The 23,823-nt window shown below is 68.2% G+C and carries 22 protein-coding genes and 3 tRNA genes; 11 read left to right on the forward strand and 14 right to left on the reverse strand.

Annotation, left to right across the window (positions count from 1 at the left end):
- Positions 1-23 precede the first annotated feature (23 nt).
- The 3 genes from ACFP3H_RS12325 to hisC form a co-directional block, all read right to left on the reverse strand.
- On the reverse strand, positions 24-788 hold the full coding sequence (locus ACFP3H_RS12325) for a PRC and DUF2382 domain-containing protein (protein ID WP_378604257.1): 765 nt from the start codon (positions 786-788) through the stop codon (positions 24-26).
- Positions 789-937: 149 nt separating this feature from the next.
- The gene (locus ACFP3H_RS12330; protein WP_378604260.1) at positions 938-2,032 is read right to left on the reverse strand and encodes a nitric oxide synthase oxygenase; all 1,095 of its coding nucleotides are present in this window, start codon (positions 2,030-2,032) and stop codon (positions 938-940) included.
- Positions 2,033-2,361: 329 nt separating this feature from the next.
- Positions 2,362-3,438 carry a histidinol-phosphate transaminase gene (gene hisC / locus ACFP3H_RS12335; RefSeq protein ID WP_378604263.1) on the reverse strand — a complete coding sequence of 359 codons (1,077 nt, stop codon included), beginning with the start codon at positions 3,436-3,438 and terminating at the stop codon, positions 2,362-2,364.
- A gap of 89 nt (positions 3,439-3,527) precedes the next feature.
- On the opposite strand from hisC, the gene ACFP3H_RS12340 reads away from it, so the two are divergent.
- The 3 genes from ACFP3H_RS12340 to ACFP3H_RS12350 all read left to right on the forward strand — a co-directional run bounded on the left by ACFP3H_RS12340 (position 3,528) and on the right by ACFP3H_RS12350 (position 4,531).
- Positions 3,528-4,235, forward strand: coding sequence for a dienelactone hydrolase family protein (locus ACFP3H_RS12340; protein ID WP_378604266.1), 708 nt, complete (start codon positions 3,528-3,530; stop codon positions 4,233-4,235).
- 93 nt (positions 4,236-4,328) lie between these two features.
- Positions 4,329-4,418, forward strand: a tRNA-Ser gene (locus ACFP3H_RS12345).
- A 40-nt stretch (positions 4,419-4,458) separates the two neighbouring features.
- Positions 4,459-4,531, forward strand: a tRNA-Arg gene (locus ACFP3H_RS12350).
- 38 nt (positions 4,532-4,569) lie between these two features.
- Here the strand turns inward: ACFP3H_RS12350 and ACFP3H_RS12355 are convergent.
- The 7 genes from ACFP3H_RS12355 to ACFP3H_RS12385 form a co-directional block, all read right to left on the reverse strand.
- Positions 4,570-5,010 (reverse strand): DUF4189 domain-containing protein, encoded by a 441-nt coding sequence (locus tag ACFP3H_RS12355; RefSeq protein ID WP_378604269.1) that lies wholly within the window; start codon positions 5,008-5,010, stop codon positions 4,570-4,572.
- A gap of 231 nt (positions 5,011-5,241) precedes the next feature.
- Positions 5,242-6,513, reverse strand: coding sequence for a PP2C family protein-serine/threonine phosphatase (locus tag ACFP3H_RS12360; protein ID WP_378604272.1), 1,272 nt, complete (start codon positions 6,511-6,513; stop codon positions 5,242-5,244).
- A gap of 2 nt (positions 6,514-6,515) precedes the next feature.
- Complete coding sequence (locus ACFP3H_RS12365) at positions 6,516-9,332, reverse strand: DUF4407 domain-containing protein (RefSeq protein WP_378604275.1); 2,817 nt, start codon at positions 9,330-9,332, stop codon at positions 6,516-6,518.
- Between the two features lie 180 nt (positions 9,333-9,512).
- Positions 9,513-10,235, reverse strand: coding sequence for a hypothetical protein (locus ACFP3H_RS12370; RefSeq protein ID WP_378604278.1), 723 nt, complete (start codon positions 10,233-10,235; stop codon positions 9,513-9,515).
- 168 nt (positions 10,236-10,403) lie between these two features.
- Complete coding sequence (locus ACFP3H_RS12375) at positions 10,404-11,129, reverse strand: maleylpyruvate isomerase family mycothiol-dependent enzyme (RefSeq protein ID WP_378604281.1); 726 nt, start codon at positions 11,127-11,129, stop codon at positions 10,404-10,406.
- Positions 11,130-11,273: 144 nt separating this feature from the next.
- A complete protein-coding gene (locus ACFP3H_RS12380; RefSeq protein ID WP_378604284.1) occupies positions 11,274-11,669 on the reverse strand; it encodes a RidA family protein in 396 nt (131 codons plus the stop codon).
- Positions 11,670-11,703: 34 nt separating this feature from the next.
- A complete protein-coding gene (locus tag ACFP3H_RS12385) occupies positions 11,704-12,378 on the reverse strand; it encodes a DUF998 domain-containing protein (RefSeq protein ID WP_378604287.1) in 675 nt (224 codons plus the stop codon).
- A 148-nt stretch (positions 12,379-12,526) separates the two neighbouring features.
- On the opposite strand from ACFP3H_RS12385, the gene ACFP3H_RS12390 reads away from it, so the two are divergent.
- Entirely contained in the window at positions 12,527-12,655 is a 129-nt protein-coding gene (locus ACFP3H_RS12390) for a hypothetical protein (protein WP_378604290.1), read from the forward strand.
- A gap of 11 nt (positions 12,656-12,666) precedes the next feature.
- Here ACFP3H_RS12390 and ACFP3H_RS12395 read toward each other — a convergent pair whose 3' ends face one another.
- Positions 12,667-13,125, reverse strand: coding sequence for a very short patch repair endonuclease (locus ACFP3H_RS12395; protein ID WP_378604293.1), 459 nt, complete (start codon positions 13,123-13,125; stop codon positions 12,667-12,669).
- Positions 13,122-14,255, reverse strand: a complete 1,134-nt coding sequence (locus tag ACFP3H_RS12400) for a DNA cytosine methyltransferase (protein ID WP_378604443.1) — start codon at positions 14,253-14,255, stop codon at positions 13,122-13,124. The genes ACFP3H_RS12395 and ACFP3H_RS12400 overlap by 4 nt, the downstream gene beginning before the upstream one ends.
- 377 nt (positions 14,256-14,632) lie before the next feature.
- Here ACFP3H_RS12400 and ACFP3H_RS12405 point away from each other — a divergent pair, with 377 nt between their 5' ends.
- The 3 genes from ACFP3H_RS12405 to ACFP3H_RS12415 are packed head-to-tail and all read left to right on the forward strand — an operon-like array spanning position 14,633 to position 18,898.
- Entirely contained in the window at positions 14,633-16,381 is a 1,749-nt protein-coding gene (locus tag ACFP3H_RS12405) for an ABC transporter ATP-binding protein (RefSeq protein WP_378604446.1), read from the forward strand.
- The gene (locus ACFP3H_RS12410) at positions 16,378-18,231 is read left to right on the forward strand and encodes an ABC transporter ATP-binding protein (protein WP_378604296.1); all 1,854 of its coding nucleotides are present in this window, start codon (positions 16,378-16,380) and stop codon (positions 18,229-18,231) included. Before ACFP3H_RS12405 ends, ACFP3H_RS12410 begins: the two co-directional genes overlap by 4 nt.
- A 49-nt stretch (positions 18,232-18,280) precedes the next feature.
- Complete coding sequence (locus tag ACFP3H_RS12415; protein WP_378604299.1) at positions 18,281-18,898, forward strand: putative glycolipid-binding domain-containing protein; 618 nt, start codon at positions 18,281-18,283, stop codon at positions 18,896-18,898.
- Between the two features lie 60 nt (positions 18,899-18,958).
- Here ACFP3H_RS12415 and ACFP3H_RS12420 read toward each other — a convergent pair whose 3' ends face one another.
- The gene (locus ACFP3H_RS12420; RefSeq protein ID WP_378604302.1) at positions 18,959-19,906 is read right to left on the reverse strand and encodes a prephenate dehydrogenase; all 948 of its coding nucleotides are present in this window, start codon (positions 19,904-19,906) and stop codon (positions 18,959-18,961) included.
- A 58-nt stretch (positions 19,907-19,964) separates the two neighbouring features.
- Here ACFP3H_RS12420 and ACFP3H_RS12425 point away from each other — a divergent pair, with 58 nt between their 5' ends.
- The 4 genes from ACFP3H_RS12425 (at position 19,965) to ACFP3H_RS12440 (ending at position 21,482) form a co-directional block, all read left to right on the forward strand.
- The gene (locus tag ACFP3H_RS12425) at positions 19,965-20,504 is read left to right on the forward strand and encodes a tRNA adenosine deaminase-associated protein (RefSeq protein ID WP_378604305.1); all 540 of its coding nucleotides are present in this window, start codon (positions 19,965-19,967) and stop codon (positions 20,502-20,504) included.
- A gap of 11 nt (positions 20,505-20,515) precedes the next feature.
- Complete coding sequence (locus ACFP3H_RS12430; RefSeq protein WP_378604449.1) at positions 20,516-20,950, forward strand: nucleoside deaminase; 435 nt, start codon at positions 20,516-20,518, stop codon at positions 20,948-20,950.
- 46 nt (positions 20,951-20,996) lie between these two features.
- Positions 20,997-21,087 (forward strand) — tRNA-Ser (locus ACFP3H_RS12435).
- Positions 21,088-21,233: 146 nt separating this feature from the next.
- Entirely contained in the window at positions 21,234-21,482 is a 249-nt protein-coding gene (locus ACFP3H_RS12440) for a hypothetical protein (RefSeq protein WP_378604308.1), read from the forward strand.
- Positions 21,483-21,522: 40 nt separating this feature from the next.
- On the opposite strand, the gene ACFP3H_RS12445 is transcribed toward ACFP3H_RS12440, so the two are convergent.
- Positions 21,523-23,811, reverse strand: coding sequence for an MMPL family transporter (locus tag ACFP3H_RS12445; protein WP_378604311.1), 2,289 nt, complete (start codon positions 23,809-23,811; stop codon positions 21,523-21,525).
- Between the last annotated feature and the right edge of the window lie 12 nt (positions 23,812-23,823).

Raw genomic sequence — 23,823 nt, forward strand, 5'->3', positions numbered from 1 at the left:
CCGATGCCAGGTGGTCGGGGGGACTACTTTCCGCGAGGGCGCTTGTCGACTCCGTCGGATTCGATGCGTTCCTTGCGGACGGTGTCGGAGACGGTTTTCTCGTCGGCGACCTCGTCGACGGCCAGGCGCACCCGCTCCACGGGGACGGTCTCCTTCTGGACGTGGACCTGGTCGGCGTGCAGGGTGACTTCGCGCTCGTCCTCGCCGATGGTGGCGCGCCCCGCGTTCTCGCCGGTGATCGGCTCGCGCTCGATCCGCACCTCTTCGTGCGTGACCGGCACCTTGATGGTCTGCTCCTCGGTGACCACGTACTTGCGCAGGTGCGCGGTGCCGACTTCCTCGTTCTCGGTGTCGACACGCAACTGTTCCTCCGAACGCACCATCGAATCCTGGGCGTGCTTCGGGGAGCCGTGGGTCATCGGCGCGTCGGCCTCGGGGCGAATTCCCTGGCGGCCGTAGGTATCCCAGCCCGCCGCGCGCGGATCCACGTGATAGTGCTGGAACAGTTCCTGCTCGGATTGCGCGCTGATCCGCGAACCGTCGTGGTACGGCGCCGACTTCACCTGATCCTTGTCGACGTGCAGTTTCAGTGTGTCGTCGGAGGCCTCGTGTTCGGCGCCGACGAGCGGGACCAACGAGTCGTGCCGCAGCATGCCGGTGGTGACGGATGCCCAGGTCGGCGACCCGGTCTGGTTGTCCAGATAGATCTGCTTGACCTTGCCGATCTTCTCGCCGTGTTCGTCGTAGGCGGTGGCCCCGATCAGCGATTCCAGGGTTGCTTTGCTCATGGTGATGATCCCTCCTACCTGGTGCGAAAGACCGTGTGCGGGCATGTCTTGCCCGACCGTCGGCCTCGCGGGGTTGTTGGGTCGGTAGCTTTTCGGCTACCTCACAGCAAATACCCGGCTGGCAGGGGGTTCAAACACCGTGCCAGCGATCAGTCCCGGCGCACGAAGTTAGGTCGAATGTCCAGGTCCGGGGGATCGTAGTAGCGGTGGAAGGTCGGGGTGAGCCCGGAGGAGATGGGCGGATTGACCCAACTCCAGTCGGTCGGGCAGGCGCGCCCGGCGGCTTCCTCCTTGCGTACGTGATCGCAGAACTGCTTGGCCACGGTGTGATGATCGACCATGTGCACACCGGAGGTCCGGAAACTGTGCAGCACAGCGTGATTGAGTTCGATCAGCGCCTTGTCGCGCCACAGCGTGCGCACCGAGGAGGTGTCGAGGCCCATCATGTCGGCGATCAGCGGCAGCATGTTGTAGCGATCGGTGTCGCTGAGATTGCGCGCGCCGATCTCGGTGCCCACGTACCAGCCGTTGAACGGAGCGAAGGGGTAGCAAACACCACCGACGTCCAGGTCCATATTCGAAACAGCGGGCAGCGCATGCCATTTCAGGCCGAGCCCGGCGAACCACGGATAGTCGGGGTGGCTCAGGTCCACCTCGCGCACCAGCTCGCGCGGCACCTCGAAATACCGCACCTCCTCGGTGGGCGTGCTGATCAGCACCGGCAGCACGTCGAAGGGCGTGCGCGCGCCCTGCCAGCCCAGCGCCTCGGCCTGTTCGGTGGCCGCGATATTGGCCGGGTCGCCAGTGACGGTCCCGTCGCCGTTGCGGTAGCCGGCGTAGCGGATCAACTGCGAACTCTCGATCCGGTATTCGCCGCCGTCGGCCCCGCGCGGTGGGCCGACCGTGATCATCGACTGGATCGCGCCGCCGTTGGTGGCCAGCCGCAAATGCTGCCAGCAGATCTCGGAAAGCTCCCTGGCGGAAGTAACTCGACGGGCGTCCAGCAACTTCAGCGAACGCCAATGTTTGCGGCCGACGCAGCGAGCGTGGTTGCGCCACGCCAGTTTCGCGCCGATCAAGATCTCCTCGGCGCTCTGGCGGTAGGTGCCTGTATCACGTAGTTCGGCGAGCGCGTTCAGGCGGCGCTGGGTGGGCAGGTGCCCTAGTTCGGGGTAGCGGAAGAACTCGTCGCAGTCGCGTAGCCGACGATCGAGGTCGACCGACAGTGCCGGGGTCTTCGTCAAGTCGGGTACCGAAGTGACTGTGGGGGTTGGTTTTTCGCAGACGGCGGGGCGAGATCCTTGGTTCACGGTACATCTCCGGTCGGGCAGCAGGTGCGGGGCCGTGCGGGCGCACCCGGGACGGGTGGAGATCGCCCGCCGAGAACACACTCACTCGACCGGTGGCGCGCGCCGACCAGGTAATCGGTCGGTCGTCGCCGCATACATATTCGTCCTGTTCGAACACCGAAAGTCAGCCGCGGACCAGCCTACGGCCGGTGTGCTGGCGGTGTGCTCGAATTCGCGGTAATACCACCGCGACCCACGTCAAGGAGGCTGACCGTGCCCCGGAGCTACCGGAAGCGGGCCACCGTCTCGGGCGCGGTGGCGAAGGCGAGGAACCGGTCGATCTCGTGCGGATCGCCGACCGTCACCCGCACGCCGTCGCCCGCGAACGGTCGAACCAGCACGCCCGCGGCCGCACTGGCCTCACCGAACTCGACACTGCGCGCGCCCAGCGGCAACCACACGAAATTGGCCTCGCTCGACGGCACCGGGTAACCGGCCGCGAGCAGCGCGTCGCGCAGCCGATGTCGTTGCGCCACCAGCACATCCGTGCGATCGAGCAACTCGCCGCGCGCCTGCAACGAGGCGATCGCCGCCACCTGCGCGATCCGGTTCACGCTGAACGGGATGTGCACCTTCATCAGCGCCGCGATCACCTCGGGGGCGCCCACCGCGTAGCCGACCCGCAGACCGGCCAACCCGTACGCCTTCGAGAAAGTACGCAGGACAACCACATTCGGGCGCGTACGGCCGATCTCGACCCCATCGGGGCGGGTCTCAGGGGTCAGGCGCAGGTACTCGTAGTAGGCCTCGTCGAGCACGACGAGCACATGCGCGGGAATTCGATCGAGGAACCGTTCCAGTTCGGCGCGACCGTGCGCGGTGCCGGTGGGGTTGTTCGGATTGCAGACGAAGATCAACTTGGTGCGCTCGGTGACCGCGTCGGCCATCGCGTCCAGGTCGTGCAGGTAGCCCTCGGCCAGCGGCACCGGCACCGAGGTCGCGTTGCCCACCTGGGTCACGATCGGATACGCCTCGAACGAGCGCCACGCGAACACCACCTCGTCGGTGGGGGCGTCGCAGGTGATCTGCACCAGCTCCTGGCACAGCGCCACACTGCCGCACCCGACCGCCACATTGGCCACCTCGACCCCGAGGAACTCCGCCAGCGCCGTACGCAGCTCGGTGACCTGGTTGTCCGGGTAGCGATTGGCCTGCTCGGCGGACTCCGCGATCGCCTTCGCGGCACTGGGCAGCGGGCCGACGGTGGTCTCGTTGGACGCGAGTTTCACCGCGTCCGGGTGATTGCGGCCGGGGACGTAGGCCGGGATGGTGGCGAGATCGGGGCGGATGTGCGCGGTCACGCCCTCACCCTACGACGATCGGCCCTCGCGACCTGCGGCACGGCTGTCAAGGCCTACCCAAGCGCGGTTGCGCCGCCTACGCTGGGTTTATGTCGGGCACCTTCGACGATGTCGCCCCGCTACGGCCGCAGGATGACGCCGCGGCCGATCCCGCGCGGCGCACCTCGGTGCCGATCACGGTCGTCGAACCCGAACGCGCGGCCCGCGGCGGCATCATCGTCCTGCACGAATCCCGCGAATTCCCGCCCCGCCTGCTCGACCTGATGCGCGCGCTGGCGTTCGAGGGCTGGATCGTCATCGCCCCGCACCTGTTCGACCGCATCGCCGACGACCAGGCCCATGACGTGTTCGGCGAGGAACTGTTCGACGACTTCGACGCCGGCTTCGACTGGCTCACCCACCGCGGCGTCTTCCCCGACACCATCGGCGTGCTCGGCTTCGACTCCGCGGGCACCGCCGCCTTCCTCGTCGCCACCAACCGCCCGATCGGCGCCGCGGTGAGCGTGGCCGCCCCCGGCATCACCACCCCCCTGCCCGACCAGAACGCCGCCCTCATCGACATCGCCGCCGACCTCCAGGCACCCTGGCTCGGCCTCTTCGGCGCCGACGACCCCGCCACCCCCGCCGAGGCGGTCGAGAGCCTGCGCGAAGCCACCGCCAAGGCCGATGTGGCCAGTCTCACAGTCACCTATCCGGGCCTGAGTCACCGCGCCGACGTCGACGACGACACGGTCGCCGCCATCCGAATCGACTCCCAGACCCGCATCTACGACTGGTTCGACAGCAATTTACGCTGATTGACCAGGCGTTTTGGACTACTACGGCTGCTCGTGTAATCTTCATTCCCGGCGGTTCGACAAGGACCGGTGCCCTCGAAAGAGAAGGCTCCAGGAGGCGTGCCAGAGCGGCCGAATGGGACTCACTGCTAATGAGTTGTCCCTTCACGGGGACCGGAGGTTCAAATCCTCTCGCCTCCGCCACACCCAGCTCGCTGGGTAACAACTGAAGATGCACCACCATGCGCCCGTAGCTCAACGGATAGAGCACTTGACTACGGATCAAGAGGTTAGGGGTTCGAATCCCTTCGGGCGCACAAAAGAACGGCTCCCAGCATCCGCTGGGAGCCGTTCTTCATTCGGTGGGTTGTTCGGCGGCGAAGGATTCGATGGCGCCGATGCCGAGGGCGGCGTCCTGGCAGACCGTCTTGATTACCTGTGGTTGGGGGCCTGAGCTGGCGCCGATGGCGTTCGCTGCGGCTACGCCACGGGTGGTGGCTCGGCCCCACGACCAGCTCCCGTTCCTGGCCTGGGCCACGGCGCCGCAGTAGCCGCTGCGGACGGTGATCCAGGTCTCGCAGTCGAGCTTGTCGCAGGCCCTTTCCGCGGCCCGCTCGGCGTCTCGTTGGCTCGGGTAGTTCCACGACGCGGCAGTGGCGCCGGTCCGCACCGAGATGGCGATCGAGGCGTAGAGGGCCGAGTCGGCCGATGCGGGGGCGGCGGTAACGGTGGCTCCGATGCCGGCGAGGGCGACGGCGGAGATCAGCTGGAAGCCGTGTGCGGCAAAGGATTTCATACTGCTGATGATCGGCCGGGTCGGTTGTGGAACTCTTGGCAGCGGCTATCGGCCGCCGCCGTGACATGCTGCCCGGCCGCGCTCTCGGACCGCACCCCGATTTCATCGCTCCGTCCAGGAGCGCACGGCACCTCGACCACGTCGGAACACGCTCACCGTGGCCGGGCTCGTGCGGTAACCATGAACGCGGTGGATGCCGGGCTCGATTCCTCGTCTTGGAGGTCTCCGGTGTCAGTTCGGTGGGATCGGGGCGGCTATGTCGGCGACTATTACGGTGACGTTGTCGGTGCCGCCGGCGGATAGGGCGGCTTGGGCGAGGGCGTTGACGGCGTCTTGGGGGGCTAGGGCGATGGTGTCTATGAGTAGGCGTTCGACCTGGGTGTCGGGGAGGCGGCTCCAGAGGCCGTCGGTGGCGAGTACTACTCGGTCGCCGGTGCCGACGGCGCGGATCCACAGGTCGGGGTCCTTGTTGTCGGAGTCGCCGCCGATGCTGCGGGCCAGGTGTGAGCCCTCGCCGCGGTGGTCGGCTGTCATCTGTTCGGGGACATCGCAATTGGCGGGGAATAACCAGACGCGGCCGTCGCCGATGTGGGCGCCGGTGAGGTCGCCGTTGGGGTCGAGGACGACGAGGTCGAGGGTGGTCGCGCGGCGGCGGGGGTCGTTGGCGGCATCGGATTCGACGCGGGCGGTGGCTTCGCGGATCGCTTGGATCAGGGTGTTTCCGGGTTCGGCCAGGGCTTGCGCGGCGGCGGTCAGGGCTTCCTTGGAGGCCTCGCGTCCGTGGGGGCGCCCGCCCGCGCCGTCAGCGCATCCGAGGACGTTGCGTTCGGCCAGCCAGGCGTCCTCGTTGCGTTGACGTAGGCCGCGCAGGGATTGCGCGCCGAAGTCGAAAAAGTAGCCGTGCGTGGGGGTTTCTCGGGAAGGTGCAGAGGGGGAGGAGATGGCCGCGCCGATTCGCGGTTGGTCCCTTGGTATTTCGGTGGGGCGCTCGGACTCGCCGATCGGGAGCTGTGGCTGCGCGGAGGAGCGACGGTCGACGTGCTCGGGTCGCGGGGAGATGGCCGGCAGTCGGCGATCGACCTGGACGGCATCCGGCGTGCTGGCCGGGTGCCGGCGGTCTACGTGGACGGCGTCCGGTGAGTTGGCCGAGGGCCGACGATCGCCGTGGTCGACGCCCGGTGAGTTGGCGGGAGGTCGGCGATCCATGTGAGGGGGCATGCCCGCCGGCTGCCGTTGCTGCTGCCACATCATGTTCAGTCCGTTCTGCGTGTCCACTGATTGCTCGACCTGTGCCGATGAGGGTTCGGTCGTCGGCTTCGATCTCGCCCGCCACGGCGCCCGCGGCCGCAGGAACAGCGGCGCCAGGCACAGCACGACGATCACGATCGCGCGCGTGTGCTCGGCGATCCACGACACCGAACCGGCCACCGACACCGTGAGGAGAACCAACGCGATCCACGCGACGGCTTTGAGCACGCGGGACCGGGGAATAGTGGGCGACATCGTCACATTCCTCGTCGTCGAAGGGGAAGGGCGATGTGGTCGAGGTCGGGGTTGGCGGCGACGATGCCGCGGATCACCGCGCGGGCGTCGGCCATCACCGAAGTCCCCTGGCCTGGGCGTTCGGCACGCTGTCGCGGGTCATAGGACAACCATTGTGCGACGGCGTCGGCCAGTTCGGTCGGGACTCCGACGAAATCCTCGTCGAGGCGGGGGATGGGCGGCTTGGCCTCGCGCAGCCACCGTGCGTAGTGGTCGGTCGGAATGTCGGGATCGCTCATTCCCGCTTCCTCCGAGATGCGGTGGCGCGGTGACTCGCCGGTGATGATCCAGTACAGCACCGCCGCGACCGCCCACAGATCCGGCGTGAACAGCGGGTGCGTGCGGGTGTCGGTGAGCCCGTACTCGGCGTAGACGCTGGAATCGAGTTGCTCGAGCGGCGCCCACCGGCGGGTGCCCAATACCATTCCCGGGGTCGACATCTCGATATTGATCCCGCGGATGAGCCGCGCGATACCCCAGTCGGCCAGCACCGGGCGGGGCTGGGCGGGGTTGGTGACGTCGACCAAGATGTTGCGCGGCTTGATGTCTCGGTGCAGGAAGCCCATGGTGTGCGCGCGATGCAGCGCCGCCATCAGTTCGTCGGCCATCGCGATCGCTCGGCCCAGCGTGATGCGTTGCGAGCGCAGGTAGGTGTCCAGGTCGCCCGCCGGGTAGTACGGCATCTCCAGGAACCACGCCTCGGTGGCGACGTCGCGGTGCAGCTTGGAGCCGGTGTGGATGATCCCGCGGTGCTGGTACATGCCGCAGAAGTTGGCCTCGAGCATGAGCGCCTGCACCGCCGCGTCCTCGCTCGGCGCCACACACGACTTGACCGCCAGAATGCGCCCGGTCTCGTCCCGCGCCTGCCAGAGCCCGTAATTCTGGCTCTTGGATTCGCCGTCGGCATTGTGCGCGAGGTCCTTGAGCAGTTCGAATCGCAGTGCGGTGGTGGAGTTGGTGGTCTCGAGGATCGTGCCGACCTTGGGCGGGGTCGGACGGCGCATCCAGGAGGTGACCTCCGACATCTTCTGGACGGCACGGCGCAGACCGGTGGGTCGAACGCGTTGGTCATCGTGCTGGGAGATCTCGATGACGGGCACGCTCACCCGATTGCCCGCCACCGGCGTCGCCTCGTTACCGGAACGCGCGTGCGCGCTGTCGAGACCGGGTTCGCCGTCGGTGGGCACCTCCGACAGCGCCGGCCCCGCCTGCGGCTGCCCATCGGTCGGCACCTCCGACAGGGGCACTCCCGAGATCGGGTCGTCCGTGTCGGTCGGCGGGGCGTCGTCGAGGTCGGGGTAGCCGACCGAACCCAGCGCCGAGATCTGCCGATCCTGGGGGATCACCTGCTTGGCCTGCAGGGCGCGGCGGCGCTGCTGCGCGTTCACCGCGCGCTGCTGGGCGTCGCGCTGGCGTTCCAGCCGGTGCGCGTCACTGTCGGCGTGGGCGGCGACGATCTCGTCGGCGGCCTGCTTGCGGAAGGTCTGCGCGTAGAAGGTGGCGCGCTCTTCGGCCGCGGCCTTGCCGGCTTCTTGGGGGAGGTCGTTGTCGAGAAAGTGCGGTGGGCGCGCTCGGAAGGTCGCCCGGACCGCCTCGTCGTGGCCGGTGGTGCCGCCGAACTTGGCGAACAGCGGAACGAGGTCGATGAACAACAGCAGCAGCACCGCGCCGAGATGGGTGAGCGCGACGACCCAGGCGTCGAGCGGGTCCCAGCCCTCACCGTGGCCGATCTTGAACGAGGCCACCACCCGGCGCAGCAGGCCGGTGGTGCTGCGGTCGGGGGGCGGGGTGGCTTTGGTGGCCTCGGCGATCTGGGCGTTGATCGGGCACAGGCGGGCGTCGTATTCGGTCAGTTCGGTCGCGCCGGGACGGTCGCAGGCGGCGAGGACCTCGGGGGTCAGCTCGGCGGGGAGAGGCTTCTTGGTGACCATGTAGTCGTCGTAGGCGGCCAGCGCCGCGAGCTCGCTGCGTTGCGCCTGCACCAGACTCGCGTCGGCATTGGTTGTCAGCGTGCCCTGTCCGCCATTGCCCGAGCTTCGCTGCCGACAGAAGACGGGATCGGCTGCCAGGCCCTGATGTTCGCAGGCCACAACCTTTTCCGCGGTCACGCGATTGTCCTTGGCGGTCGTTCGGTCGGTGTCGAGCCGATTCTTCTGATTTTCGATCGCGGTCGTCGCGTCGGCGTAGATCGCGGTGACCTCTTCGACGAGATCGGCCTGGCGCTTGCTGTCGCCTCGGCTCTTGGCCTGATTGTCGGCCTGGATCTGCTCGTTGATCTCCTGGTGGAAGGCGGTGAGCACGATGCCCTCGGAGATGAACAGGGCGACCGTCACCGCGATCGCGACCCGCAGTCCGATCTGGGTCCACTTGGCCCACGGCTTGGGGTTGTAGGAGGGCTTGCCGACGATGAGGCTGTCGACGACGAAAATGATGGCGCCCCAGAGCAACACACCCACATAGGTCAGCGGCACCAGCCGTAGCGACGGGTAGGCGGCCAGGATCAGCGCGAGCATGCCGATCGCGCCGCAGACGGCGGTGAAGACCATGGACAGGCCGAGGCGCTGATACCACCGCCGCTCCTGCGCGTTCGGAATCAGCGTGGGTTCGGCGCAGGTCAGCTTGATGAGGAAGTCGCCGAGCTCCTGTCCGGCGGGCGGGCTCGCGGACCTGACAGGTCGGGAACGGTCAGCGACACCGGGTGGCGTGGGGGTGCCGACGGGCTCGAGTCTGCCGCCCGATTCAGCGTATTCGTCGGCGCCGCTGCGCATTCCCTGCTGCATTCGATCTCCGTTCGACATCCCCGCATCACTACCGCCGTCGCGACGCATCCGTTACACCTCGCGCCGAGGCGCCCGACTCCGGTTGTCCACAGCGCCTCCCTCGGTCTCGGATCCGGGTGCGAACCCGGTAATTCGAGGATCCGCGCCTGGGGACCGACTGCCAAGGAACGGTCGTTCCGATCACGCGTCCACGTCGACGCCCATCGTCGTGTGCATCCGGTAGTACTCGAAGGGGAAGTTGCCGGAATCGACCAGCCACGTGAGGAATTCGGCATTGAACGCCTGATGTTCGTTGGTGCGAAAGCCATAGTTGACCGACATCGCCCGCAACTTGAGGATGGCCTGCTTCCGAGTCGGGACCAGTTCGCTCGGTGTCGTGGATGGGTCCAATTGTGGCGGCCATTCGAGGAACATGCGGTATGCCCTCGTCAGGTCGTCCTCGACGTCCTGCAACAGCAGATGTGGTTCGCTGCCCACGGGGAACCTCGGCCCCGGCGGCGGGTCGGTGACGTCGCCGGCCACCGATTGCGGTGGCGCCGTGATGGATTCGAGTTCACCTTCCTCGCAACCGAGCAGCACCCAGTGGAAGCCGTGCGGCGTGTCGATCCGAAACGACAGTGGCACAGAGCCGATCGGGATCCAGGTCCCCGGCTCGGCCAGGGAGGTGTGCGCCGAACCCCACCGCTGCACGTACGCGCCGCTGTTCTGTACCACCTCGCACACCGGCCTTCCTGCTTCCCAGTGCAGATGCAGGGCCCGTCGGGAGACCCTCGTGTCCGGCTCGGTGGGGCACAGCTGGATGGTCGATTCGACACTGCGGCCGAAGGTCGCGGGTAGTTCGTGACGGGCGAGGCGACCGGTCCGAATCCGTTCGGGCCTGCCCGCCTGCGATTTGGCGGCCATGCGCCTGGCTTCGACTCTGGTCTCGTCGAATCGACTGGATCTCCACAACTCGAACAGCACCGCCGGACCCTTCCTCGCACCCCCCGAATCGGCTATCGGTGGCATCGGTGCTGGTGTGACAGTTGGAATATCGGGATTGTCGAACCGCTGACAGCGCGGGACCGGCGACTACTTCCAGGCCGGTAGCGGGGGTAGCGGGCCGGTGAGGTCGGTGCCGGGGGTGCGGCCGAGGAGCCAGGCGAGGATGGCGTGGGCGGGGCCCATGACGGTGTGGTTGGGGCGACCGGGGCCGACGGTGGCGATGAAATCGGTGTCGGTGGGCTGGATATCGAAGGTGGGGGTGGCGTCGGGGACGAGGTTGGCGGTGAGGTCGGCGATGGCTTCGGGGAGGAGGCGGGCGACGAAGGACGTGGGCCAGTCGGCGGAGGTGTAGCCGATATCGAGGTCGACGTGGTGGATCTCGGTCTCGCGCAAGCGCATCCAGGGAATGCCGTCGGCGATGAGGGTGCCGCCCTGGCGGTTGCGGACCTCGGCCTGCCAGTCGGCCGGCGGCATGGTGGTGGCGACGGCCTGCCAGCGGTGGGCCGAGGCGGTGAAGTCGTCGTGCTGGACGGTGAGGGGGCGGGGGGCGCCGACCTCGATGTCGGCGTCGCGCACGGCCAGGCTCGCGTACTGGGGGATGTCGATGCCCGTGCGCGCCCACAGCAGCAGGTTGAGCAGGCTGTCGGCATTGCGTGACATGTGGGCCAGCACGTGCCCCCGCGTCCAACCCGGTAACAGGGACGGTTCGGCCACGGCCGCGTCGGTGAGGGTGCCGATCGCGGCGTCGAAGCGCGCGGTGGAGGCCGCTACCTGATCGAGCAGGTCGGTGGGGGTTGCTGTTTCGCTGGTCACGGGTTCGACAGTAGTGCTCGACGAGTGCGACGCACGGCGATAACGGCGGCGTCGAATTCGCCTGTGGATAACTTTCTACCTGTGGATAACTCCGCCTTTTCGGCCGTCGAGGACGGGTCGCCGCCGGCGGAGCGTGTGACGATTTCAGTCAGCGATGATCGCGTCCGCTTCGATCTCGATCAGAAGCTCCGGCGCGATCAGCGCGGTGACCTCGTACATCGAGGCCGCGGGGCGGATGGCGCCGAAGACGGCGGCATGGGCGGCCGCGACCTCGGGCCAGCGGGCGATATCGGTGACGAACATGCGGGTGCGCACCACATCGGCCAGGCTCGCGCCCGCCTGTTCCAGGGCGGTGGCGATCCGGTCGAGGACCTCCGCGGTCTGGGCGCCGATGTCGTCGCCGCCGACCGCGCCGCCACCGGTGATCGAGGCGGTGGTGCCACTGACCACCACCTGATTGCCGACCCGTACCGCCCGCGAATACCCCACGACATCTTCGAAATCGGAGGTAGAGGAAATGTTCACCCGAGTTGTGGTCATGGTCAGCAGAATCTCCCATCGGGTCCGACGAGCGCTAGCTCGCCCGGGATTCGGTGAGGACCGCGGCGGCCAGGGCGAGCAGCCACAGGGACATGGTGGTGACCTGGATGCGCTGGGCGATGCCGAGGGCGTAGGAGCCGGGGAGGTTGTCGGCGATCATCATCCACAGGGTCGCCGCGGTGCCGATGAGCAGGACGACCACGCCGAATTCGCGCAGGATCTTCCAGCGGTGGTAGCGGTAGGCGGCGGCGCTGAAAGCGAACGCCGCCACCGCTATCGAGGTCACCGCCAGGGTGCTGGTCATAGCGTGGGGTTGGTGCAGTTGCGGGAACAGGCCGCTGTCGCCGCCGCAGGAACTGTCGCCGGGGTCGCAGTCGTGCAGGGGGAGCAGGGTGTCGGCGATCGTGGACGCGCCGAAACACAGCAGGGCGACCCAGCCGATCGTGGTGAGCCCGCGTCGGGGGAACACGAGCAGGGCCCCGAGCGCGGCCGGGATCAGCAGCAGGCCGACGATCTTGTCGGCGGTGCCGAACACCGCGCGGTACGGCTTGCCCTCGGCGTCGAGTTCGCTGAGGAAGGTGTTGACCGGGTCGGTGTGGATCGGCAGGACGAATTCGAGCAGCCACGAGGAATAGCACAGGCCCGCGAGCGCGATCGCCAGGGCGATCAGCAACGAGTAGCCGCGGATGTGCCGGGCGGGTTCGGTCACATCGCCCATTGTGCTGGTCGCGATCATGCCGATCGGATCAGGCGCGGCGGGGGTCCGGCCGTGGTTTCATCGCAGGGCACGGCGGCTCGCACAGGTTGCTGTCAGGTTCACCGGGCAGGGTGGTCGGTACCCAACGGAAAGGTCTTCGATGAGCTACGTGATCGCGCTGGCAAGTTTCGCCACGATCCTGGCGTTGGCCGTATCCGGCTTCGTCGCGGCGGACGCCTCGCGCGCACGGGTGCGGGTTCGCGCCGATCGCACGCCCCGCCGCCGCTGAGAATCAGCAGGTCAGCGTCGCTTGGAGGCTTCCACCAGCGAGCTGATCTGCTCGGCTGCGGCGTGCGGGTCCTCGTGTTCCCACACCCGAACGACCTGCCAACCCGCGGCCGTCAGGGCCGCGTCGGTGGCCCGATCCCGCGCCACATTCCCCGCCAACTTCTCGGCCCACCACTGCGCGTTGTTCTTCGGATGCGTCGCGTGGTCCGGGCAGCAGTGCCAGAAACAGCCATCGACGTAGACGGCGATGCGAAGCCTCGGAAACACCACGTCCGCGCGCCGCCGCTGCCCTTTCAGAGGTGCGCGGTCGACGAAATAGCGCAGGCCCGCGCGGTGCAATTCGCGGCGTAGCGCCAGCTCAGGAGCGGTATTCGCCCGACGCTGCTTGGCCATGCGCGCACTCGTGGCGGCATCGGTCGTCGGCGTGCGCGCGCGATTCGGTTCGAGGTGGTCGGGGTCGAGCCCGCTCACGCCGCCCAGCCGCCCATGCGGTCGAGGTGGCTACGGACATCGTCGAGGAAGCCAGGAGGGAATCGGAGGGTGCCCATTTCGGTGCGGCGGAGAAAGCCGGCCGTGGCGCGGGGGGAGAGGAGGCGGGGCTCGGTGAGGAAGTTCTTCAGGTCCTCGTAGGGCTCGTGGACCGGCCAGGTGGACAGGGGAACGCGGTGGACGACGCCGGCGTGACCCCACGCGGCGCTGGGCCACGGTTGACCCGGGGCCAGGGGTTCGCCCAGCGTCAACGGGTCCGAGGGCGCGGCCAGGCGTTCGCCGACCCAGTTCGCCATGCGCACACTCACCGCGTTGCCCACCAGCTTCCACCGGTGGCCGTGTCGGACGCCCGGTACGTCCAGCGCGGGGGCGGTCCAGTCGGCGGCGAAACCTTGTAATCGTTCCCCGTCGACGATGCCGGGGGTGACGAGTTCGCCCGCGGGTAGTCGGACCGCGGGCGGGCTGGCGATGCCGAGGCCGGAACCGCCTTTCAGCGTCGGCACCGCGTTCACCGCCCAGCCGAGGCCGCGAACCCCTTCGGTCCAGTAGAAGCCGCACGGGTCGCAGTCGGGATCGCCGTAGTCGCGGGGGCCCGCGTCGTCGCCGAACAGGACCTGGCGCGGGTCCTCGGTGCGCGAGGCCAGCATCAGTACGCGTTGGCGGCGCTGCGGTAGGCCGAACGCCCGCCCGTCGACGACCCGGTACGCCCACAGGTAGCCGAGTTCCTCCAGCGCGGCGGTGATGTGGCGCATGGCCGCGCCCCGGCCGAGTTGCAGCATGAACGGCACGTTCTCGATCAGCAACCAGCGCGGTCCGCGCTGCCTGCGCACCAGCCGGAACACCTCGTCCACCAGGCCCGATCGACGTCCGGTGATGCCCGCAGTGCGCCCGGCCTGGGACAGGTCCTGGCAGGGGAAGCCCGCCGCGACGAGTTCGGTGCCGGTGGGCAGCGAGCGCAAGCGGGTGATGTCGCCGTGCAGGTCGGTGTCGGGGAAGCGCGCGGCGAGCACTCCCTGGGCACCGGGGTCGATCTCGCAGAGCAGTTCCGAGGTCCAACCGTGCCCGCTCAGGCCGAGTTCGAGTCCGCCGATCCCGGCGAACAACCCGACCATCCGCATCAACGACCCCTGTTGTCTCTGGGAGCGCGGCGCGCTCGATCGCGCGGGCCACCACTCACGCCTGCGGCGCATTGTATCGGGCCGCGGCACAGCGAGCCGCGTGCGAACGAGCCCGCGCGAGCTCGGAGCTCCGCGGGTGCGGGCGCGGGGGCTCGGGCGCCGGAAAATCGGTGGCCCGGCGCCGGGGTGCTCTGGGAGTCTGGAGGGACCGAACTTGTCGGACCCCGGTGCGAACATCACCTCGAGTCCGCAGCGGAAACCAACCAGCCACACCAGGCATCGAGGGGGGAATCTTGTCTGTCACATCAGACCTGGCAGCCGATACGGAGGCCGACAGAGCAGTGCGGCCGGTGCCGCGGTCCAGGGGCGGCATGCGGTCGCTGCGTCGATTCCTGCCCTTTCTCCGGCCGTACCGGACGCCGCTGATTCTGGCCAACGTCCTGGCGATCCTCATGGCGAGCACCGCGATCGCGATTCCGCTCGTCATCGCGCGGGTGATCGACGGGCCGGTCGCCCGCCGCGACTTCGTCGGCCTGCTGGTGCCGGTAGCCCTGATCTTCCTGCTCGGCTCGCTCGAATCGTTCGGCATGTGGGGCAGGCGTTGGCTGGTGTCCAAGCCGTCGACGATGATCGAGATCACCCTGCGCGCCAAGCTCTTCGCGCGACTACAGGCGCTCTCGATCGGACGCCATGACGGCTGGCAGTCGGGTCAGCTGCTCTCGCGCGCCATCGACGATCTGGGGGTGATGCGTCGGTTCGTGGCGTTCGTCGGGCCGTTCCTCATCGTCAACATCGTGATCATGCCCATCGGCCTCGTCGTTCTGTTCACGATGAATTGGCAAGTGGGACTGATCTTCACGGTGACCTCGCTGCCGCTGGTGGTGTTCTCGATGCGCTTCGTGCGCCGATTCGAGGTGGCCTCGCGCCGTTCGCAGGATCAATCCGGCGACCTGGCGACCATCGCGCAGGAGTCCGCCCAGGGGGTTCGGGTGCTCAAGGCGCTCGGGCGCGGGCGGTTCTTCGGTGCGCGCTTCACCGCGCTCTCGCGAGAACTACAGCGCACCGAGCTGGAGAAGGTGCGCCTCGATGCGACGCTGTGGGCGGCGCTGGTGGTGTTGCCGACGGTGGCGATCGCGCTGTCGCTCGGGGTCGGCGCCTACTCGGTGGTGCAGGGGTCGATGACGATGGGCACCCTGGTCGCCGCCGTCACGCTGGCCACCTTCCTGCAGTGGCCGATCATCTGGCTCGGTTTCCTGCTGTCGGACCTGTTCGAGGCGGCCACCGCGGCCGACCGGTACTGGGAACTCATCGACACCCCGCTCGACATCACCGACCCGCCGCACCCGGTGAGTCTGCCGCACACGTCGCGCGGCGAACTCGTCATCGACCGGGTCGGTTTCGGCTACCCGCGCGCCGACGGCGGCCCGGAGAACGCGGTGCTCGAGGAGATCTCGCTGCGGGTTCGACCGGGTGAGACGGTCGCGCTCGTCGGCGCGACGGGCAGCGGCAAAACCGCGCTGCTGGAACTGATTCCGCGCCTCTACGACGTCGATCGCGGTCGGATCACCATCGACGGGATCGATATCGCGACCCTGCGACTGGCCGACCTGCGTCGCGTGGTGACGGTGGCCTTCGAGGAACCGGTGCTGTTCTCGGCCAGCGTGCGCGAGAACGTGGCGCTGGGCGACCCACGCGCCACCGACGCGCAGGTGCGCCAGGCGCTCGACATCGCGCAGGCGAGCGAGTTCGTCGACGCGTTGCCGTGGGGCCTCGACACCCGCATCGGCGAGCAGGGGATGAGCCTGTCCGGTGGGCAGCGGCAGCGGTTGGCGCTGGCCAGGGCCGTGCTCACCGGGGAGAGCGAGGCCGGCGGGCGGATCATGGTGCTCGACGATCCGCTCTCGGCGCTGGACGTGGAAACCGAAGAGCGCGTGCAGGATCGGCTGCGTTCGGTGCTGTCGGGGGCGACCACCCTGCTCGTCGCGCACCGCCCGTCCACCGCCGCGCTGGCCGACCGCGTCGCCCTGCTCGCCGACGGACGCATCGTGGCCGAGGGCACCCACGACAAACTGCTGCGCACCAGCAGCCACTACCGAGAACTGATGGGAGGTGAGCCATGAGCACCGCTACCTCGGACACCGAAGCGGCGGAACAACACTCCGACCAAGCTGCCGACTGGCGCGGCATCGCCAAGGAGGACGACGCCGTCACCGGAACCGGAAACCTGGTGCTGGCCGGGCGATCCCGTCGACTGCTGCTCGACCTGGTGCGGCCCTACCGCAAGCAGGCGGTCCTCACCTTCGTCCTGATCCTGCTCGACAACGCGACCAAGGTGTCGATGCCGCTGTTCATCGCCTACGCGCTGGATCACGGCATTTCGGCAGGCCGACAAGGCAATTGGACGCCGTTGCTCGCGACCGTGATCGGGTTCGTGGTGGTCACGCTGCTCTCGGGGCTCACCACGTTCGCGTTCCTGCGGGCCTCCGGCTCGCTGAGTCAGCGGGTGCTGTTCGATCTGCGGGTGCGCTCGTTCCAGCACACGCAGCGGTTGAGCGTGTCGTTCCACGAGAAGTACACCTCCGGCAAGGTCGTCACCCGACTCACCAGCGATATCGAAGCGCTGCAGGAACTGCTCGAAGGTGCGCTGAATCAGGCGCTGAGCGCGGTGATCTCGGTGGTCACCATCGCGGCGCTGCTGATCTGGCTCGATCCGCTGCTGGCCTCGATCGTGCTGCTCGGGTTCGTGCCGCTGGTGCTGGTCACCCGGTGGGCGCAGCGGCGCCAGCGGGCCGGGTACCGGCGCACCCGTGGGGCGATCTCGCGGGTGGTCGTGCAGTTCGTCGAGTCGATGAGCGGGATGCGCGCGGTGCAGGCGTTCCGGCGCGAAGCGCGCAACGACGAGGTGCTCGGCCTCGAGGATGCCAAGTACCAGAAGGCGACCACCGCCGCGGTGCGCGGCGTGGGCGACTACGTGGGGCTGTCGAATTTCATCGGCAAGCTGACCACGGTGACCGTGCTGCTGGTCGGCGCCTGGCAGGTGATGGAGGGCAATCTCGCGATCGGCGTGCTGGCCGCGTACCTGCTCTACCTCGACCAGTTCTACGGCCCACTCGACGAACTCGCGCAAGTGTTCAACTCCTACCAGTCCGCCGCGGCCGCGCTCGAGAAGATCTCCGGCGTGCTCGAGGAGGAGCCCGCCGTCGCCGAACCCGAGCGACCGGTCACCCTCGAGCACGCGAGCGGCGCGGTGCGCATGGACAGGGTCGCCTTCGGCTACAACGACACCTCGGTGCTGCCCGAATTCGACCTGACCATCCCGGCCGGGCAGGTGGTGGCGCTGGTCGGCGCGACCGGTGCGGGCAAGTCGACCATGGCCAAACTGCTCACCCGGTTCTACGACCCGACCGGGGGCGTCATCACGCTCGACGGGGTGGATCTGCGGGACCTGGTCGACGCCGAGCTGCGCAGACACATCGTGATGATCACCCAGGAGGCCTACCTGTTCTCCGGCACCATCGCCGACAACATCCGCCTCGGCCGACCGGAGGCCACGGATGCCGAGGTCGCCGCGGCGGCCGGGGCGGTGGGCTTGGACGCGTTCGTCGCGCAGCTACCGGACGGGTACGCCACCGATGTGCGCACGCGCGGCGGTCGGCTCTCGGCGGGGCAGCGCCAGCTCGTGGCGTTCGCGCGGGTGTTCCTCGCCGATCCGGCCGTGATCGTGCTCGACGAGGCCACCTCCAGCCTGGATATCCCCGGTGAGCGGCTGGTGCAGCGGGCGCTGGAAACCCTGCTGCGCGACCGCACGGCGGTGATCATCGCCCATCGGCTGTCCACGGTGGCGATCGCCGACCGGGTGCTGGTGCTCGACGGCGGTCGGATCGTGGAGGACGGCGCACCGGCGGAGCTGATCGCGGGGCAGGGCCGCTTCGCTGGTTTGCACGCCGCGTGGCGGGATTCGCTGGTGTGATGCGCCCGTGTTGTACAGCGTCGGGGCCGGTGTCGCTTACCGTAGAGAGGTGACGACCCCTGCCCCGGGCCCGGCCGACGGCCCCGCCGAGATCAAGCAGACCTCCCGGTGGCCTGCGGTGCTCACCTGGCGTGCCCACGACAACACCCGCATGGAGTCGGTGCGGGTGACAGTGAACGGCAATCGGATCAGAGCCGCCGGTCGATTGATCGGCAGCGCGGGCGAGGAGCACCCGGCGTTCAGCGCGTCCTACGACCTGGTCACCGACGAGGCGGGCGCCACCCGCCGCCTGTCGCTGCGCACCACCACCGCGGCCGGTGAACGCCACGCCTCGATCTCGCGCGACGAGGAGAACTACTGGCTCGTCGACGCAGGCGGCACGCACGTGCGCTCCACCTTCGGCGGCGCCCTCGACGTGGACGTGGTGCTCAGCCCGTTCTTCAACACCCTGCCGATCCGCCGGTTCGGGTTACAGAACGCCGTCGGCGATGTGCAGGTGCCGGTCGTCTACGTGCGACTACCCGACCTGCTGGTGCAGGAGGCCGAACTCACCTATTCCAGCGCCTCGGACGGCATCAACGTGCTGTCGCCGGTTTCCAGCGCCACATTGCGGGTCGATCCTGAGGGGTTCGTGCTGGACTACCCAGGACTCGCCGAACGGGTCTGAAATTCGGTCCTGGCACACGCAAACGCCTGGCCGACCGGGTCCGACGTGGACGCGCTCCGTTCAGAGCGCCCGCAAGACGCCACCGTCCAGACCGGCACGGTGCAACGCCGCGAGCCAGTCGCCACTACCGGGTTCGACCCCGGTGATATCCCAGGTCGCGCGGTGGTCATAGGCGGTGCGCCCGCGATAACCCGCCTCGACGAGTTCGCCGAGAACACCGTTCGCGCGCAGCGAATCCCGGGTAGTGACGAGTGTCTCGATCGCCTCGTCGAGCACCGCCTCCAGCGCGGCCGCGTTCGGTTCGCAGATCGCCCGCACGAGGTCGGGCGCGGTGCCCGCGACCCGGGTGCCGTCGCGGAACGAGCCCGCCGCCAGACCCAGCGCCAGCTTCCCGCCCTCGGCCCCCGCAGCGGCCAGTGCCTCGGCCAGTACGTGCGGCAGATGCGAGATCCGGGCGACGGCCCGATCGTGTTCCTCGGCGAGGACCGGAACCACCACCGACCCGCAGTCCAACGCCAACCGCACCACCCGCGACCACGGTTCCACGCGGGTGCCCTCGTCCACGCCGACCGCCCATACGGCATCTCGGAACAGTTCGGAATCTGTTGCCGCCCAACCGGATCGAGATGTTCCGGCCATCGGATGACCGCCCACGTACAACGCTTCCAGCCCGTGCTTGCGCACCGCGTCCAACACCGGACCCTTCACGCTCACCACATCGGTCAGCGGGCACTCCGGCGCGAGCGCGGCGATCTCGGCGAGCAGCGAATCCACCGCGGGCATCGGCACCGCGACCACCAGCAGCGCGTCGATCGCCGCGGCCCGGCGCAGCACCGCGGACAGGTCGCCGGACACGTCGAAACCGTCGCGGCACGCCGCGCTGACGCCCGTTGCGGAACGGTTGTAACCGAACGCCACATACCCCGCCCCGACGGCGGCGCGCAGCAGTGAACCGCCGATAAGGCCGGTGCCGAGGACGCAAACGGCCCCACGCTGGTCGATGCTCATCGGAACAGATTGGCACACGAGTTCATCATTAGGGGTTCGACAGACTACCGTTTGGTTCATGGCAGCACAGCGCTCGGGCACGAACAGGGCGACGTCGGATGACGACTTCGACGTCGAAGGGTTCGCAGTGGCCGTGGTCCGCGAAGAAGGCACATGGCGGGTCACTCCGCTCAGCTCCGATGCCCTGCACGACCTGTCGGCCGCCGAGCATGAACTGAAAGCTTTGCGCAGCTCAGGGGCAGTGTTCGGGCTCATCGACGTCGACGACGAGTTCTTCATCGTGTTGCGTCCCGCGCCGAGCGGCACCCGCCTGCTCGTCTCCGACGCCACCGCCGCGATCGAGTACGACATCGCCGCCGACGTGCTCGACGCGCTCAATGTCGAGATCCCCGATATCGACCCCGATGACCTCGACGATGTCGAACCGTGGGAAGAGGGCGACCTCGGCGTGCTGGCCGACCTCGGCCTGCCCGAACCGGTGTTGAGCGTGATCCTGGCCGACACCGACCTCTACCCCGACGAGCAGCTCGGCATGATCGCCCAGCGTCTCGGTTTCGCCGACGAATTCGCCGCGGCCCTGGACAAATTGCCCAGGTGACCGACGAGGACATGATGCGCGCCGCCCTGGCGGCCGCAGCCGACGCCGACCCGCGCGATGTGCCGGTCGGCGCCGTCGTCTTCGACGCCGAGGGCCGGGAACTGGCCCGCGCCGCCAACGCCAGGGAAGCCCTCGGCGACCCCACCGCCCATGCCGAGGTCCTGGCCCTGCGCCGCGCGGCCGCCGTGCACGGCGACGGCTGGCGACTCGAGGACGCGACCCTGGCCGTCACCCTGGAACCCTGCACGATGTGCGCCGGCGCGCTGGTCGCGGCCCGGGTCGGCAAGGTCGTGTTCGGGGCGTGGGAGCCCAAGACCGGCGCGGTCGGCTCCCTGTGGGACGTGGTGCGCGACCGCCGCCTCAACCATCGCCCGCAGGTGCGCGCCGGAATCCTCGAACACGACTGCGTGGCCCTGCTCGACACCTTCTTCAAAAACCAGCGCTGACCAGCCGATTTAACAATCACCACCCCCGTCCGGTACCGTAGTCGGCGGTGGCGTGTCCGAGCGGCCTAAGGAGCACGCCTCGAAAGCGTGTGACGGGTAACCCCCGTCCGAGGGTTCAAATCCCTCCGCCACCGCCAAGAGCCCCCCACCTGTTTACACAGGTGGGGGGCTTTTTCGTCGGGATCGCCCACGATCTGTTGTCGGGTATTCACCTGCACCGCACCTGCGCTGATTTGTCGCGTAATAGACTGGGGTACACCGAATCCGGGAAGGAACGATGTCTATGCGCGGGCGACAGCCGCCACCCGCGAAGTCCGGGATCGGGCTCGGGGGAAAGCTTTTGGTTCTCGTGGTGCTCGGCTGGGTCGCCGTCGGGCTCTTCGCCGCTGGTCAGCGGGATCATTTCAGTCAGTTGCCGCGCGAGTGCTCGGACTGGGCGACCATCGCGGTGACTGCCGCGGCGGGGCCCGCCAACTACATCGGGTTGAATCCGCGCGTCACCGAATGCCAGGTGCCACAACCCAGTCAATAGCGAACCGGCCGGGAACGCGAGGTTCCCGGCCGGTCGGTACTCACCCCTGTGGTGGGGCGATCGCGCGTCGCTCGGCTTGGATATCGCGCACCCTGGTGCCTTCGACGTCGATATCGGGCACGATCCGATCGAGCCACTTCGGTATCCACCATGCCCATTTACCCAGCAGCACCAGCAGCGCCGGGATGAGCACCATGCGCACGACGAACGCGTCCAGGGCCACGCCGACGGCCAGCGCGAAGCCCATGGACTTGGCCGTCACATCCGATTCGAGCAGGAACGAACCGAACACCGAGATCATGATGATCGCCGCCGAGGTCACCACGCGCGCGCCGTGGTGGTAGCCCTTGATCACCGCCTCGGTGGGGGAGGCGCCGTGCACGAACTCCTCGCGCATGCGGGTCACCAGGAACACCTGGTAGTCCATCGCGAGCCCGAACACCAAGCCGATCAACATGATCGGGAGGAAGCTGACCAGGGGGTGTGGGTCCTTGATCAGGTCGAACTTGCCCTCCTGGAAGATCAGGACGGTCGCGCCGAAGGTGGCCGCCATCGAGAGCAGGAAGCCGAGCGCGGCGGTGAGCGGGACCAGGATCGAGCGGAACACCAGGATCAACAGCACGAAGGCCGCGCCCGCCACGATCGCCATGTACGGCACGATCTTGCTGAGCAGGACGTGGTCGATGTCGGCGTAGATCGCGGTGGTGCCGGTGATGCCGTAGGACATGTTGTACTGCTCGTGCAGCGCGGGTTCGGCGTCGCGCGCCGATTGCACCAGGTCCTTGGTCGACTGGGCGTTGGGGCCGGTCTTGGGGATGCCGTTGATCAGCGCGCCCGCCCCGTCCTCGCTCATCTGCGGTTCGGTCACCAGGTCCATGTCGGGGTAGGACCGCAGCTGCTCGCTCAGGGCGTTCAAGGCGGCCGGTCGCTGGTCGACGGGGGTGTCGCTGAGGTCGACGGCGATCTGGAGTACGCCGTTGCTGCCCTCGCCGAAGCCCTCGGTGCGCAGGTCGTAGGCCTTACGGACTGTGGACGTCTTGGGCATGCTGTCGTCGCCGGGCAGGCCGAGATTGAGGTTCAACGCGGGCGCGGCCAGCAGGCCGAGCAGCGCGATCGCCAGGATCATCGTGATGGCCGGGAACTTCGCGATCACCCGGGCCACGCGGGTGCCGTTGGTGACGACGTTGTCGTCCTCGGGGTCGTGCTGGGCGATCAGCGGCAGCTTCGGCTTGAACAGCGCCTTGCCGAAGGCGCCGAGCAGCGCAGGCATCAGTGTGATGGCGGTGAGCACGGCGAACGCGGCCGCGACCGCACCGCCCAGACCCATGAAGGTCAAGAACTTGACGCCGACGATGCTCAACCCGACCAGCGCGATTATGACGGTGAGACCGGCGAACACGACCGCCGAACCCGCCGTGCCCAGCGCGGTGCCCGCGGCTTCCTCCGGCGAATCCTGCACGTGTAGTTCGTGTTTGTACCGGGAGACGATGAACAGCGCGTAGTCGATCGAGAGCGCGATGCCGATCATCGAGGCCAGGAACGTGGTGAAGCTGGGCACCGTCAGCACCGAGGTGGACAGGAAGATCAGCGAGGTCGCCGCCCCGAGTCCGACGATCGCGGTGATGATCGGCACGAACGCGGCCACGATCGCACCGAAGGCCACGATCATCACCACCAGCGCCACGGCCATACCGATCAATTCGGACTTGCCGCTGGGCATTTCCTGTTCCATCGCGATGGAACCGGAGATCTCCACGGTGAGTCCGGCCGAACGGGCCGCGTCGCCGGCGTTGTAGGCGGCGTGGCGGTCGTCGGCGGTGATGTCGGCGAATTCCTTGATGGTGAAGGGGACGCTGAAGAAGGCGACGGTGTCGGGCGCGGTCTTGTTCAGCACGTTCAGCGGCGCGGCCGAACACGTCGACGGATCGGGTTGCGCGGTGAGGCAACCCATTTCCTCGGTGGCGGTGATCGGGTCGACGATCGGTTTCGACTTGTCGACGATGTCGAGTTTCTCGATCGCGGCGATCAGCCCGTCCAGCGCCGCCCGGTTCTGCGGGTCGGTGAGCTTCTGCCCGGCGGGCGCGCCGACGACGTAGGTGCCGGTCACCGCGTCGAAGGCGAAGGCCTCCGACATGCCGGGGAAGTGCTTGTCGAGGATGTCGGTGGCGCGTTCCGAGGGCAGGTTGGGCATGGAGAAGTCGTCGGTCATCGGCTTCTGCAGCGTGGCGCCGAGCCCGCCCAGGATCAGGAAGAACAGTAACCAGACGGGGAGCACGATCCATTTGCGGCGGAACGCGAACTTGCCCCACCGATACAGGTAGATGGACACGGTTGTTCTCCT

It is taken from the genome of Nocardia lasii (assembly GCF_042658545.1).
Classification (GTDB): domain Bacteria; phylum Actinomycetota; class Actinomycetes; order Mycobacteriales; family Mycobacteriaceae; genus Nocardia; species Nocardia lasii.

Bases quoted from the DNA above. Each gene is read 5' to 3' on its own strand.
- ACFP3H_RS12325 (WP_378604257.1), bottom strand. From the start codon at position 788: ATGAGCAAAGCAACCCTGGAATCGCTGATCGGGGCCACCGCCTACGAC.
- ACFP3H_RS12340 (WP_378604266.1), top strand. From the start codon at position 3,528: ATGTCGGGCACCTTCGACGATGTCGCCCCGCTACGGCCGCAGGATGAC.
- ACFP3H_RS12355 (WP_378604269.1), bottom strand. From the start codon at position 5,010: ATGAAATCCTTTGCCGCACACGGCTTCCAGCTGATCTCCGCCGTCGCC.
- ACFP3H_RS12360 (WP_378604272.1), bottom strand. From the start codon at position 6,513: ATGTCGCCCACTATTCCCCGGTCCCGCGTGCTCAAAGCCGTCGCGTGG.
- ACFP3H_RS12365 (WP_378604275.1), bottom strand. From the start codon at position 9,332: ATGCAGCAGGGAATGCGCAGCGGCGCCGACGAATACGCTGAATCGGGC.
- ACFP3H_RS12370 (WP_378604278.1), bottom strand. From the start codon at position 10,235: ATGGCCGCCAAATCGCAGGCGGGCAGGCCCGAACGGATTCGGACCGGT.
- ACFP3H_RS12380 (WP_378604284.1), bottom strand. From the start codon at position 11,669: ATGACCACAACTCGGGTGAACATTTCCTCTACCTCCGATTTCGAAGAT.
- ACFP3H_RS12390 (WP_378604290.1), top strand. From the start codon at position 12,527: ATGAGCTACGTGATCGCGCTGGCAAGTTTCGCCACGATCCTGGCGTTG.
- ACFP3H_RS12400 (WP_378604443.1), bottom strand. From the start codon at position 14,255: ATGGTCGGGTTGTTCGCCGGGATCGGCGGACTCGAACTCGGCCTGAGC.
- ACFP3H_RS12405 (WP_378604446.1), top strand. From the start codon at position 14,633: ATGCGGTCGCTGCGTCGATTCCTGCCCTTTCTCCGGCCGTACCGGACG.
- ACFP3H_RS12410 (WP_378604296.1), top strand. From the start codon at position 16,378: ATGAGCACCGCTACCTCGGACACCGAAGCGGCGGAACAACACTCCGAC.
- ACFP3H_RS12420 (WP_378604302.1), bottom strand. From the start codon at position 19,906: ATGAGCATCGACCAGCGTGGGGCCGTTTGCGTCCTCGGCACCGGCCTT.
- ACFP3H_RS12425 (WP_378604305.1), top strand. From the start codon at position 19,965: ATGGCAGCACAGCGCTCGGGCACGAACAGGGCGACGTCGGATGACGAC.
- ACFP3H_RS12430 (WP_378604449.1), top strand. From the start codon at position 20,516: ATGATGCGCGCCGCCCTGGCGGCCGCAGCCGACGCCGACCCGCGCGAT.
- ACFP3H_RS12440 (WP_378604308.1), top strand. From the start codon at position 21,234: ATGCGCGGGCGACAGCCGCCACCCGCGAAGTCCGGGATCGGGCTCGGG.